This window comes from Compostibacillus humi (assembly GCF_014637175.1).
Lineage (GTDB): Bacteria > Bacillota > Bacilli > Bacillales > Amphibacillaceae > Oceanobacillus > Oceanobacillus humi.
In genome coordinates this window covers 1-13,360 of record NZ_BMEV01000078.1, presented here as the reverse complement: position 1 = coordinate 13,360, position 13,360 = coordinate 1, and the positions used below count along the sequence as shown (strand labels likewise).

General features: G+C 42.1%; 9 protein-coding genes and 1 other annotated feature. Of the genes, 4 read left to right on the top strand and 5 right to left on the bottom strand.

The genetic code is table 11. The annotated features are described in order from the left end of the window. Window positions 1–122: 122 nt before the first annotated feature. Entirely contained in the window at window positions 123–1,283 is a 1,161-nt protein-coding gene (locus IEV18_RS15015; protein ID WP_188393208.1) for a dicarboxylate/amino acid:cation symporter, read from the bottom strand. Between the two features lie 451 nt (window positions 1,284–1,734). Here IEV18_RS15015 and IEV18_RS15010 point away from each other — a divergent pair, with 451 nt between their 5' ends. The 3 genes from IEV18_RS15010 (at window position 1,735) to IEV18_RS15000 (ending at window position 6,320) form a co-directional block, all read left to right on the top strand. Next, window positions 1,735–2,685 (top strand): hypothetical protein, encoded by a 951-nt coding sequence (locus IEV18_RS15010; RefSeq protein ID WP_188393207.1) that lies wholly within the window; start codon window positions 1,735–1,737, stop codon window positions 2,683–2,685. 155 nt (window positions 2,686–2,840) lie between these two features. After that, window positions 2,841–4,406, top strand: a complete 1,566-nt coding sequence (locus tag IEV18_RS15005) for a BCCT family transporter (protein WP_188393206.1) — start codon at window positions 2,841–2,843, stop codon at window positions 4,404–4,406. A 423-nt stretch (window positions 4,407–4,829) separates the two neighbouring features. After that, the gene (locus IEV18_RS15000) at window positions 4,830–6,320 is read left to right on the top strand and encodes a malate:quinone oxidoreductase (RefSeq protein ID WP_188393205.1); all 1,491 of its coding nucleotides are present in this window, start codon (window positions 4,830–4,832) and stop codon (window positions 6,318–6,320) included. A gap of 42 nt (window positions 6,321–6,362) precedes the next feature. On the opposite strand, the gene IEV18_RS14995 is transcribed toward IEV18_RS15000, so the two are convergent. Together IEV18_RS14995 and IEV18_RS14990 are read right to left on the bottom strand one after the other, a co-directional pair. Then, window positions 6,363–7,955 (bottom strand): M4 family metallopeptidase, encoded by a 1,593-nt coding sequence (locus IEV18_RS14995; protein ID WP_373281945.1) that lies wholly within the window; start codon window positions 7,953–7,955, stop codon window positions 6,363–6,365. A gap of 269 nt (window positions 7,956–8,224) precedes the next feature. Then, on the bottom strand, window positions 8,225–9,052 hold the full coding sequence (locus IEV18_RS14990; protein WP_188393203.1) for a formate/nitrite transporter family protein: 828 nt from the start codon (window positions 9,050–9,052) through the stop codon (window positions 8,225–8,227). Between the two features lie 69 nt (window positions 9,053–9,121). On the opposite strand from IEV18_RS14990, the gene IEV18_RS14985 reads away from it, so the two are divergent. Then, the gene (locus IEV18_RS14985) at window positions 9,122–9,991 is read left to right on the top strand and encodes a YwaF family protein (RefSeq protein ID WP_188393202.1); all 870 of its coding nucleotides are present in this window, start codon (window positions 9,122–9,124) and stop codon (window positions 9,989–9,991) included. Between the two features lie 37 nt (window positions 9,992–10,028). Here IEV18_RS14985 and IEV18_RS14980 read toward each other — a convergent pair whose 3' ends face one another. Together IEV18_RS14980 and brnQ are read right to left on the bottom strand one after the other, a co-directional pair. After that, the gene (locus tag IEV18_RS14980; protein WP_188393201.1) at window positions 10,029–11,300 is read right to left on the bottom strand and encodes a DUF5068 domain-containing protein; all 1,272 of its coding nucleotides are present in this window, start codon (window positions 11,298–11,300) and stop codon (window positions 10,029–10,031) included. A gap of 294 nt (window positions 11,301–11,594) precedes the next feature. After that, complete coding sequence (brnQ, locus tag IEV18_RS14975) at window positions 11,595–12,908, bottom strand: branched-chain amino acid transport system II carrier protein (protein WP_188393200.1); 1,314 nt, start codon at window positions 12,906–12,908, stop codon at window positions 11,595–11,597. Between the two features lie 48 nt (window positions 12,909–12,956). After that, window positions 12,957–13,193 (bottom strand) — a binding site (T-box leader). Window positions 13,194–13,360: the final 167 nt, after the last annotated feature.

Genomic DNA, 13,360 nt, shown 5'->3' with positions numbered 1-13,360 from the left:
TCCGCTAGATATGAAATTTTGCGTCATACATAATCTGGAACCGCCGTATACGGAACCGTACGTACGGTGGTGTGAGAGGGACGGAGGTTAGTCACCTCCCCCTATCTCAATTATCATCATCTTTACGCAGCATGATCCCCTTGATTGCCGATTAGTTTATCGACGATTAGCGCGATGGCACCGTCTCCGGTGACGTTTGTTGCTGTACCGAAACTGTCCTGTGCCATGTATAAGGCAATCATTAGACCTAGTGCGGTTTCATCAAATCCTAGCATGGATCCAAGCAGCCCTAATGCGGCCATCACCGCTCCTCCAGGGACTCCTGGTGCGGCAATCATAATGATTCCCAGCATGAAAATAAATGGCATCATTGTTCCAAAGGTCGGCAGTGATAAACCATTTTGAAGCATCATAACAGCAACTGAACAGGTGACGAGCGTAATCGTACTTCCGGATAAATGAATAGTCGCACATAAAGGAACCGCTGAATCGGCAATGCCGTCACTCACCTTATTATTTTTCGCAGAACGTACAGTTACAGGGATAGTTGCAGCACTGGACATTGTACCCAACCCGGTAAAATATGCAGGGAGCATCGTTTTTAATGCGGTAAAAGGATTTTTTCCAGTAAACGATCCTGCAATTACATATAGGATGATTAGCCACACCCAGTGCATAACGATCGCCATGACAAGAACAAGACCGAATGTCTGCAACGTTTTAAACACAGCACCATCTGCAGCAAGCTCTGCAAAAATACTTGCGATGTAAAATGGCAAAATTGGGATAATTACTTTCCAAATGAGCTTCTCAATAATTGCTTTTCCTTCATCAAAAAATGAACGTAGAGTCGGGCTTTTGATTCGAGTGACCCCAATTCCGAACACAAAGGAAAGAATAAGTGCTGTCATGACGTCGGCAATTGGTTCAATCGTTAGTTCGAAAAGAGGCTCAAACCCTGCTGCTTCTTCTGCGCTTCCTCCACCGTTGCCAACGAGTTTAGGAATAATGATTAGTGCAACGATAAATGCCATCGTACCTGCAATAACACTGGAAACATACGCAAGTCCTCCGGTAAGCCCCAGCATTTTTCCAGACTGTTTGCCGAAACTGGCTATTCCGCTGGCGATAAAGAAGATAATGATAAGCGGAATAGAAAATCCTAAAAATTGCCCAAAAACTTCTTTAAAGGTAACAATAACCCGAATAATTGCTTCCGATACAAATAATCCGATTATAATACCGCTAATAATACCAATAACTAATTTTCCGATTAGTTTCATTGACTTCCCCCTTCTAAATTTTTAAATAATGGCATTTGTCATAAATATAGCATTAAATCATTTAATTTCAAGGGAAGATGTTGGCATAAAGGAGAGATAACTTCCCTTTAAAAGATTTAGATTAAGCCTAAGCGATTACATAAAAGCCCTAGTTTCTCAGTCAATTTATTAAAATAATAGAAGGAGTGATGGTTGAGCTGATTAGTATATCAAAATTTTTAAATTATTATTTTTTCCATCCCTGCATTATCCTGTTCATCCTCGGGTTAGTTTGGGATATTGTTGATGGATCGATAAAAGTTTGGAAGAACAGATGATTGGCAATTTTGAGGGGATCAATCCTCTCTTTTTTTATGCATAGCGTATTATGTTCGGCATTCTAACGTGTTAAAATGGGAGAGGAGTATTGCTGAACTGCAAAAAAAGTCATTTGGTAAAGGAGAAGTCATCGATGAAAAAGGCATCATTTTTCTTATTCTTTATTCTTTTATTAGCCGCCTGCGGAGATAAAGAAGAAGGGATTGCAGAAGAGCCTGCAGAGAAATCTTCACCCTCTCCTGTTCTGGAAGCGAAAATGGAAGAGCAAGCGGGGAATGTTACGATAGACGCGTATTTAGCATCAGAGGAATTGGCTGCCGACGGATATGTATCTGTCTTGATTGTCGGAAAGAATCATGGTGACGAGGAGGTTACCATCGATCCGGGCGATTTTACGTTATTAAATGTTGAAGATTCGGCAGAAATCGGCGCAACTATCTATCATAGCGGCAGAGAGATTCCGATTGTTGCGGAAGAATTAATATTGGCACCAGGGGAAGAAGGGTATACTTATGGCTATTTTGATGTTGCTTCGGTGAAACCTTTAATTTCTGCCATTAATACAGATGAATATGTGCTGAATTATTGGGGAGATATCGAACTGGAAAACAGTAGAATTGTATTAAGTTTGGACCAGCCGGCGGAATATGAAGAACAGATTGCGGCATTGATAAACGAAAACGAAATCGCGAAAAGCGACGAGAATCCAATATTGAAAGGACTGTCAATTACTGTCTATGGTCCGCTGGATGACGAAGACGCCTATATAAGGGTAGAAAATACATCCGACGAGGTAATTTACTATGATGCGGATCAATTATATGTATTTGACGATGTAGCAACATATGGCGTTGACCCGAAAGTGACCGATTCAGCATTTGATCCTACGATGCATCTGGAACCAGGTCAGATTGTTGATTATCGTGAATTCTTCATGTTGGAAAACGATTTGGATCAGGACAAATCCGAAATTGCAGAAAATATCCATGGGGTTGTATATTATGCCCCGGATAACGGACCAATCATAAACGGCACTTTATCCCATGAAGATAACTTGCCGCATGACTTTTTAGAATATGAATAATTGGATGGAGAGGCTGAAAATACCTCTCCCTTTTTTATGGAGACAAGGAGAGGTACACAAGAAATATTCAAAAATATTTGCAACAGGGAGAATATCTATAGAATGGAGTGGATTGGACAGGATAATGGTAAGTGTGTAAGAACATGGAGGTACATATGAATAAACAACATCTGAAAAATCCAGTGTTTATCATTTCTGCTGTTATTGTAGCCTTTTTAGTCATAATCGGTGCAGTATCGCCGAATCGCTTCGGTGCGGTTGCTGAACAATTGTTTTTATTTGCGACGACTAACTTTGGCTGGTTTTACCTGATTTCTGTTTTTATCGTTATTATATTTTTAATAGGCCTTGCCATTAGTAAATTTGGGAAAATCCGTTTAGGCGGGGAAAATGAACGGCCGGAATTCCCTTTTTTCACCTGGGTAGGCATGCTGTTTTCTACCGGTTTTGGCTCTGGATTAGTGTTTTGGGGAGTTGCAGAGCCGATGTCCCATTTTTATGAGCCCCCCTTTCCTGATCTGGGCAGCCAGACAGAAGAAGCAGCACGTGTAGCGATGGGCTATTCCTTTTTTCACTGGGGAATCAGCCAATGGGCTATTTATGCAACAGTAGGGTTAGCGATTGCCTTTATACAGTTTAGCAAAAAAGACAGTGCGTTAATTTCGAAGGCAGTCGAACCGATAACCGGGCATAGAAAAGCAATAACAAATACGATTGACTCGCTGGGGGTTATTGCTACGGTAATGGGAGTGGCTACCTCTATTGGCTTAGGGGCATTGCAGATGAATGGCGGGCTTTCTGTCGTTGCTAATATTCCGTCATCAGTTTGGATGCAGCTGATTATCATTTTCGCTGTTTTTTTAGCTTACACCATCTCTGCCGTCACTGGCATAAATAAAGGAATGCGCTTTTTGAGCAATGTGAATTTAGCTTTATGTTTATTGCTTCTGCTGTTTGTGTTTTTTGCGGGACCGACCGTGTTTATACTAAATGCATTTACTTTAGGCATTGGCGATTATATTACACAATTTATCCAGTATAGTTTAAGGCTGGAACCATACGTCGGCGGAACGTGGGTACGGGATTGGACCGTTTTCTATTGGGCATGGACCATCGCTTGGTCGCCATTTGTCGGAGCTTTTGTAGCACGGGTGTCGAAAGGCCGGACGATTCGGGAATTTATTTTTGGGGTAATGGTCGTTCCGCCGGCAATTGCCTGCTTTTGGATTGCAGCATTTGGCGGAACGGCTCTGTATAAAGATTTAAATGAAAATGCAAATATTGCTGAGGTTGTTAATAATGACATAACCGTTGCTTTATTTAGTGTATTTGACACCCTTCCAATGTCTTTCCTTATGTCCGTTCTATCCATATTGCTGATTTTTATTTTTTTAGTAACGTCTGCAGATTCCGCTACTTATATTTTAGGCAGTATGACAACAGGAGGAAGTATGAATCCGCCGGTTTTTCAAAAATTAGTGTGGGGAGTGTTAATCTCGGCGATTGCAGGTGTATTATTGCTGGCCGGCGGCTTAAATGCACTGCAGACTGCATCGTTAGTAGCAGCTCTCCCCTTTGCCGCTGTATTGCTTATTATGCTGGCAGCCATCTACCGAATGTTAAAAAAAGAACCGATTCCTATTTCAAAAAGGGATATACGGCGCTATCGTCGAATCGAAAAAGCAAGTACAAAATTGGTGGAAAAAAAACAGGATAAATAAAAAGAAGGGAACCTTAGATGGGTTTCCTTTTTCATGTTCCCGTATGACAGTCTTTAGACGAACAAGTTTACTGCTTGCATATTGCGACTAATCGTTGTGTATGAAAAATATTTTGGCAGGGAAAAAACAAAGGCATCTTCTGGAAGTATTGGATAATGCTGTATATCGGTGAATACAAAGGATATCCTTTCCTTTGCATTTTCCTTATTATTACAGAAGCTCTTAAATGCTGATATATTTGCCATCTGTGAAATTTCCAAGCGGATCTCCCGCAGATAATATTTAAATCTATGAAAAACTCTGATAAACTATAAATAGATTCATTTATCAGGAAGATGCGGGTTATGGGGGGTATTTGTTTTAAGATTTATAGAGTATCCGCATCTGTTCTGCAAATATTTTAAAGTATAAGGAAGGATAAATATGAGCAACGGAGAAACGAAAACAGATGTCATCTTAATCGGTGCGGGGATTATGAGTGCGACATTAGGTACAATCCTAAAAGAATTGGCACCGGACTGGAACATTACCGTTTTTGAGAAGCTCGGCAAAGCGGGAGAAGAAAGTTCGAATGAATGGAACAATGCGGGAACGGGGCACGCTGCACTTTGTGAATTAAACTACACGCCGGAAAAGGATGACGGCTCCATCGATATTGCAAAGGCAGTGAAAATTAACGAGCAGTTCCAAGTATCCAAACAGTTTTGGTCTTATCTCGTCAAGAAGAACTTAATTGAGAATCCAGGGGAGTTTATTCAGCCATTGCCTCATATGAGCCTTGTGCATGGGGAAGACAATGTGAATTATTTGAAAAAACGTTTTGAGGCACTATCAGAAAACCCGTTGTTTGAGGGTATGGAATTTTCCGATGACCCGGATAAATTGAAAGAATGGATTCCTCTGATTATGAAAGACCGTACGTCGAATGAACCGATTGCTGCGACGAGGATTGAATCTGGGACGGACGTAAATTTTGGGGCGCTAACCCGGAAATTGTTTGAACATCTTGAGAAACAAAAGGTGGAAATCAACTATCGACACCATGTCGAGGATATTAAACGGACGGAAAATGGCGCATGGGAAGTTAAAGTTCACGATATGGAAGGCGGAAAAATCGAATATATTACGGCGAAGTTCGTCTTTATCGGCGCCGGGGGAGGAAGCCTCCACTTATTGCAGAAATCCGGCATCCCGGAAGGAAAGGGAATTGGCGGATTCCCTGTCAGCGGGTTGTTTTTAGTATGCAATAATCCGGAAGTGGTGGAAGAACATTTTGCGAAAGTGTACGGAAAGGCAAAGGTTGGGGCACCGCCAATGTCTGTGCCTCATCTTGATACAAGATTTATAGATAATAAGAAAACCTTGCTCTTCGGGCCGTTTGCCGGATTTTCGCCAAAATTCCTTAAAACCGGTTCTATGCTTGATTTATTTACCTCCGTCAAAATACACAATGTGTTTAACATGATTGCTGCCGGAGCGAAAAATTTTGCGCTGACAAAGTACTTGATCGAACAGCTAATGTTGTCCAAGGAGCAGCGGATGGAAGAACTGCGGGAATTTATTCCAACGGCCAAAAGCGAGGACTGGGATATTGTCGTTGCCGGACAGCGGGTGCAAATTATCTCTGACAACGGCGCATTGAAATTTGGTACGGAAGTGATCAGTGCAAGGGACGGTTCCATTGCTGCACTGCTTGGCGCTTCACCAGGTGCGTCCACTGCTGTTTCCATCATGCTGGAAGTCATTGAGAAGTGCTTCCCGCAATATGTAAACGAGTGGGAGCCGAAAATTAAAGAAATGGTGCCATCCTATGGCATGTCCCTTACAGCGAATCCGGAGCTGGCCCAGGAAATTGAAACAGATGCAGTTGCTACCCTCGGCCTGAAAGATGCCCGCACCCTTCAGGAAGCGTAAAATGAGGACTGTCGATGCTGACAGTCCTCTTTATTTTTCAGATTAATAGATTCCTACTTGGTCAAATCCGCTTTCTACTGCCTGTACTTCAGCGCTTCCTTCTCCATACAGATCAATGGCTGACTGGACAATGGCATTTCGGGCGTCGCTGAAGTTCGATGTTGGTGTTAAGTATACGGTTAACGCACGGTAATAGATTTGACCTAATTTTTGTTTTCCGATTTGCTCTCCAATTAAATATGCTGCATGGTTTGGAATGGAAGAATTGACATGTACTCCCCCGTTGTCTACATTAAGCGGCATGTCATAGTATTCATCCATATGTTCAGGATAATAGCCGCTGCCATATGGAGCTCTTTCTTCCGATACCGGGAATTTGCTTGGCTTGCTTAAGCTCCGCAATGCTGTTCTGCCTTCAGCTTTTGCTGCAGGAGCCATAATATCCTCTCCGATTTCCCAATCATCTTCATCCACAAGCGCCCCGAATACATCGGCAAAGGACTCATTTAGGGCGCCAGGCTGGAATCGGTACTGCAGATTGGCCGTATGGGTGATGACTCCATGGCTCATTTCATGGGCGGCAACATCCAATCCGGCGGATAGCGGAACCATAAATTCTCCGTCTCCGTCACCATAGGCCATAAAGCGGCCGTTCCAAAACGCATTATTGTAATTTGTGCCGTAATGGACATAGGAGATAATGGCCATTCCGTTATCATCTAAAGAATTCCGTCCGTGTTCTTCCCAATAGTATTCGTATACTTTTTCCGAGTTGTAATGGGCATCTACCGCCGGGCTTTGATATTCATCTTTCCAGGAAGCGCTGTTATTTTCAAAAACTTCAAGAGTATTGTAATCGTAAGTGTATATTCCTTCTAGTCCGTCATGGGACTCATCATACAGTTTAAATATTGCCCCTTGTCCTTTCATAATTTCCTTTGTTGTATGGAGATGGCGCAAGTCTCCATGCACGCCATTCCCTACTCCTTTATGATGCTGTTTCTTGATTATATCGGCATGCAGCAGCGCATTGACTTTGTCGATCACTTTTCCGGAATGGGCATCAACATAAACGAACCAGTTTCCCGGATTATCTCCCAAAAAGCTCAAGTTTACTTTGTACGTTAAATAATTTTCCCCTTCAAAAGGATAGACGACTAGTTCAACGGTTGGTTCAAAACTTAATTCAGAAGGGGCTTGGACACTTGCTTTTGCAATGTCGAGGGCAGCATTCTCCTTAATGGCAGCTTCTGTATTTATAGACTGTTCTTCAACATTTTTGTTATAGTGGCCATTTACAGTTACTACTTCATTGTTTTGATTAAAGTGGACGATAATTTCATTCCCGTCTACAGGGACATCGTCTTTCACCTGCTGGAAACGAATGTGGGTCATTCCTAATTCATCCGTTTCCGCACTTTTTATTTTTAAATTTTCCTCCGGACTTTCAATCCCGACATCCGTTTCATCTAAATAATTTAAAGCGTTGGCAGGATTGCTTGATGCATGTTTTTTTGCTAGCTTTTCCTTTACGAAAATAGGCACGTTAGCATTTTTGTTCCAGAATGCTTGTTCATGCTTAAATTCCGGCTCAGCGAAAACCGGATGGACAAATAAAGTGCCTGCTATCAACATGGATGATAGAAAGATAGATACAATTCTCTTTTTAATCAAGCAAACAACCTCCTTTTTATGCTTTATAATCTATTGTAGATAACAAGGAAGTATATTTCATGATTATTTAGAACCTATTAAACCTTCCGTAAAATAATCTTATCTGCTTAGAATTTTACTAGATTTGGTCCTTTTTAATTGGTAATTAATAACTTCTCTCGCATGCGTAAATAGAGTCGAGCTAATAGAAAAGCACACCATAAAAGGTGTGCTGTTTAGTTATAAGGGAATTAAGAAGCTGTTTTTTTCCATTGTGATGCTTCTTGGACCGGATTCTGTTCCTTTGTCACGAAATGCAAGGCAATGCCGGTCAGTATACAGCCGCTGAGGAAGTTGCCGATCGTTACAGGGATTTGATTCCAAAGCCACCAGTCTCCCATATTAATATCTGCCCCGAGCATCATCGCTGCAGGAATCACAAACATGTTGATGACTGCGTGCTCGAATCCTTGGGCAAAGAAGATAAATACAGGAATCCACATTGCTGCAATTTTCCCGACGGTTGCTTTAGAGGTAAATGCCATCACTGCCCCCAAAGTCACCATCCAGTTACAAAGCAATGCTTTGACGAATAAGACAACCATTCCATCACGACCGAGCGTTTTATATTCCAGCGTTTTGCTTTCGGCTACCGCTATAATTTTATCAATGATTAATGAGTCCGTGACATGACCTAATTTTGTAATAAAAATGGTGTATAAAAATGCATAAAAAAGGCTGCCAATAAGATTGCCGAGAAATGCCCAGGAGAAATTTCTTGCCATTAATGGTATCGTCGTTTTCCCGCGCAGTTTTGCAATTGGCAGCATGGCAAAGGATCCGGTGACGAGCTCTAAGTTTAACAGTAAAATCAGGATAAATCCGGCAGGGAAAATTGCTGCCCCGACAATGTCCAAGCCGGTTTGAGTTGCAGCCGTGTAGGCGAGGGTTGTAGCATACCCGAGAAATGCCCCGGAAAGAGCACCTTTCACTAAAATGTTTCCAGCCGATAATTGGGCTTTTTCTCCTCCTGCAGCGGCTATCGATTGTACGAGTTCTTTCGGTTTCACATAGTCCATTTTTTCATCTCCTTCACTCTCTTGAATACACGTTTTCCATTAGTTTAAGAAAAGCAAGAGAAAGAACGTGTGAAAAAAATCACATTATTTCAGGAGTTTATGGATAGATTGTGGAAAAAATGTGTAAAAATTGTGTATATTCTTCGCGAACTCTCTTCTGATGTTTCGTTCCTTCTCCATCTTATTTCCCTGAATAAACTTGCCGTTATGTATAATAAAATTATGAAAAAGACTTCTAGAGAGGAAGATTTGGTGGAAAACAGCTGGTGGAGTATGCACTCCCCCTTTATCCGGCCTTTTGATGGAAATCATTTGCTCTATATCGGAATTGTTGTATTGTTATTTATCATATTGTTTCGCTTTCGTGAGCAAATGAAATCCCGGGCAAAGACGGTGGGGTATATTATTTTAGCGTTTTCCGTGTTACAGCAAATTTTTCTTTATTCCTGGTATATGATCGAAATGAGGTTTGACGTTTCCGAGTCTCTGCCTTTGCACATTTCCCGGATTACTTCGCTGTTGGGGATTTATTATTTGATAACGAATAACCGAAAAGTAATGGATGTTATTTTCTTTTTCAGCCTGTTTGCATACGGCTCTTTTCTTTATCCGCAGCGAATTTACGAAATTACCCATGTGATCGGCATCTCCTATTTAGTAAATCATGCCATTACGATTTTATTGCCCTATTACGCCTATTTTGCCTATGGCTACCGGCCGAATTTTCAAAGTTTTAAACGAGCCTATGTCGTCTTTTTCTTTTACTTTTGGTTCGTCTATTTCTTAAACCCGCTCATCGACGGAAACTATTTTTATTTAAAATATCGTCCCTTTTTCCGCGAATGGCCCGACTATCTTTATGTGCCAACCGTATTGATAGCCGTTTTATTCGGTTTTTATTTTGCTTATCGGATTGTAAAGCGGATAAGCAAAGATTAGAAAGGAAAACAGGCGGGATTTCCCCGCCTGTTTCCGCTTATAATTCAAATTCTGCCGATGCCCCTTTGGAAATATCCTCCCCGTCTTGATTTCGGAACGGACCAATTTCAATCAGGAAGGATTTGTCCTTCCATATTTTGTCGTACTGCTCTTTATCCAGCGTATAAATTTGCAGCAATTCCCCGCTTTCTCCCGCTTTAATGACGTCATCATATGAGTAATTCAGGAGCATTGCCTGGTCGAACATATATTGCATGCCGTCATTGACCGTCAGCTTCGTCGAAACGGAGGATAAGGATATGTCTTCTTCCCCTTGATTATCCAGCAAAAATTTTACCGTAAGGAGGACGATGCCGTTTTGGAAATCTTCAAAACGTGGCGCTTCGATTTCATTCGGGATAAATTCGGTAAATTGATACCCGTCTAAGGTAACTGTAACGTCCCGAATCTTTTCTTCTTTCCCGATGTTATCCTCTTCTTTCAGCATAATTTTTTCGCCCATATCATCGGTCGTTACTTTATCTTCGTAAAATGCTGAATTGGCAGCAACTTTTTCTTCGCCTGCTTCATTTAAGCTTAATGTAAATTGGCCATCCTTTCCAATCGGATTGCCAAACTCTCCTTTCTTCTCCTGGGCAGCTGGCACTTCTACGATGGCAGTAGATACTTCCAGCATTGCCTCCAAATGGGTTTTGCCGAACGGGTAGGCAATGTATCCTGTAACCGACTCCCCTGCTTTGAGCAAGTAGTCATTGCTTGGGGATAATTTTTCGGTAATCTGTTCTTCCTCCGGAATTAAATATTGATAATGATAATACGCCTTGTCCGCACCGGTGAAATTCAAATAAAAGGAAGGCATATAGTAAACGTCTTTATCGAGACTGTTCGTTACCGTATATTGGGCGATGATTACTCCTCCGTCTGTTTCATCGTTGAACGGGATGCTGAAGTCTACATGAAAATCAGTTAGTTCCACAAGGGTATAGCCGTCTAACGATACAGTAACCCCGTCCAATTCATGTTCCTGCGGTTCTGTATTTTCATACATGACATTGGCAATTCCTTCTGTTTCTTCTTCCATATATGCGATGAGGTCGGCAAAACTGCTATCCTCAGAAGGCGCTGTTTCTTCTTCTTTTGGCTCTTCCTCTTCTTCCTCCGCTGCCTGCTCCTCCTGTTCCGTTTCGCTTGTCTCTTCCTGTGCATTGCTGTCGCTCGCGGTGTCTTGTTCGTCATTTTCACCTTTTCCACATCCGCCGATAACGAAAAGTGAAAGGATGAAAATGGCAAGTACCCAAAGTTTCTTCAATGAACGTTTCCTCCTAAACTTTACTAGCCATTCTTTTCAAATGGCAAATAATAGTGAATTTTCCAATATTATTTTAGTTATTGGGTACCCTTTTTTCAATATAAGCCGGCGAAAATCGTGCGATAGAACTAAAGGAGTTTAATAAAAGACAAGCCTTCATCCCGCAGGCCGGCTTCGGTTAATGACTTTGATACCATGCTAATTTACTCGTTGTGCGCAAAATTGCTTATGTCAAAATAAATAACCGCATGAATTAAGTTCATGCGGTTATGCTATGGCTGGTGGCAAATCGGCTTATTGTTCCTGCACTTGAACCGGCTTGCGGATAAAGAATTTATCCCAAGCATACCCGGCTAGCGCTCCGATAATGGCAGGGATGACCCAGCCGAGACCTAAATCGAAGAAAGGGACAAAGCCGATGACTTGTGCGACGCCATCCATATGAAGTCCGAGACTGGCTAAGACGTCATAGACGGCATAGACAACGGTTAACGCGACAGAAACGCGATACATCGTTTTTCCGTTTCCTAGGACTGGCTGCAGCATAGATAAAATCATAAGGACGATTGCTACCGGATAAATGAATACGAGTATTGGCACAGCGATATCCAAGATGATGCCTAATCCGAGGCTGGAAATGGCAAAACCAGCGACAGTAAGCACACGAACGTAAAATTTATAGCTGAATTTCGGATATAACCCTTGGAAAAAGCTGGCGCTGGCATTGATTAGACCGACGCATGTAGTCAAGCAGGCAAGGATGACGATGGCGCTAAACAATATGCTTCCGGTGCCGCCGAATAGAAGCTGAGAAGCGGCAGTTAAGATTTCCGCACCATTTGTAAGTTCTGCGGTTCCTGGCATGACTGCCCCGATCCAGCCTAAAGAGATATATACGGCAGCTAAGCCGGCTGCAGCGATGATTCCTGCAATCATTGTTCCTTTCAGCTGTTCCCTCTTCGTTTTCACTCCGCTGTCTTTAAGCGCATTAACGACGACAATTCCAAAGGCTAGCGCTGCAACCGCATCCATCGTAAAATATCCTTCAATAAAACCAGTAACGATTGGATTGTGCAAATATTTTTCCGTTACAGGGCCAGTCGAGTTATCGAGGAGGAAAAAGGCCCGGACGAAAAGAATGGCAAGGGCAATGAGCAACATCGGTGTTAATAATTGTCCGACCCGCTGAACTAATTTTTTCGGGTTTAGGCAAATGTAGTAAGAAGCGCCGAAAAACAGAGCGGCGAAAAGAACGAGGGTCCATTGGCCTCCGCCCGTATAAAACTGGTGAAAGCCTAATTCATAGGCAACGTTTGCTGCACGGGGGATGGCGTAAAATGCCCCGATCGATAAATAGATAACGACAGCAAAGGCAACGCCAAAAATTTTATGAACCCGGCTCCCGATGGAAACGAGACCGCCGTTGACTGTTGCAACAGCTAGTACGGCGACAAAGGGAAGGAGAACCCCGGTAATGAGGAACCCTGCCATCGCCGGCGCGAAATTACCTCCCGACTCCATCCCGAGAAGCGGCGGGAAAATTAAGTTGCCCGCCCCAAAAAATAATGAAAATAGCATTAAGCCTGTAAAAAATACTTGATTTTTCATGTTGTCCACTCCTTTTCTTTTTTGAAAAATAAAAAACTCGCCCCTAAAAATAGGGACGAGTTGTAGCTCGCGTTACCACCCAAATTCCGTATAACAATATACGGCACTCTGTCGCGTACCATCATACGCGCTCCCTGTAACGGGGGATACCGTCAATGCCTACTCACGTTCAGCATTGCATCTCGGGGATGATTTTCAGTTATAAATTGTTCATCGGCTCCCACCAAATACCGACTCTCTGGAGAACAAGGGTTATAACCTACTCTTTCCCGTCAACGATTTTTTAAATGTTGTATATTAATCTAGCAAAAGGAAAAATTTAAGTCAATATAAAAATTCATTTAAGTTTACCGATTTTCTTTGTTATACCTTCAATCCATTCGTATTTTTTAATCGAAGAAACTTGAATTTATATTTCTGTGTGGAAAAAGTTTATTTTTACCAACACAAAT

Coding starts and splice junctions, on each gene's coding strand:
- IEV18_RS15010 (WP_188393207.1), top strand. CDS start 1,735: ATGAAAAAGGCATCATTTTTCTTATTCTTTATTCTTTTATTAGCCGCC.
- brnQ (WP_188393200.1), bottom strand. CDS start 12,908: ATGAAAAATCAAGTATTTTTTACAGGCTTAATGCTATTTTCATTATTT.
- IEV18_RS14990 (WP_188393203.1), bottom strand. CDS start 9,052: ATGGACTATGTGAAACCGAAAGAACTCGTACAATCGATAGCCGCTGCA.
- IEV18_RS14995 (WP_373281945.1), bottom strand. CDS start 7,955: ATGTTGATAGCAGGCACTTTATTTGTCCATCCGGTTTTCGCTGAGCCG.
- IEV18_RS15000 (WP_188393205.1), top strand. CDS start 4,830: ATGAGCAACGGAGAAACGAAAACAGATGTCATCTTAATCGGTGCGGGG.
- IEV18_RS15015 (WP_188393208.1), bottom strand. CDS start 1,283: ATGAAACTAATCGGAAAATTAGTTATTGGTATTATTAGCGGTATTATA.
- IEV18_RS15005 (WP_188393206.1), top strand. CDS start 2,841: ATGAATAAACAACATCTGAAAAATCCAGTGTTTATCATTTCTGCTGTT.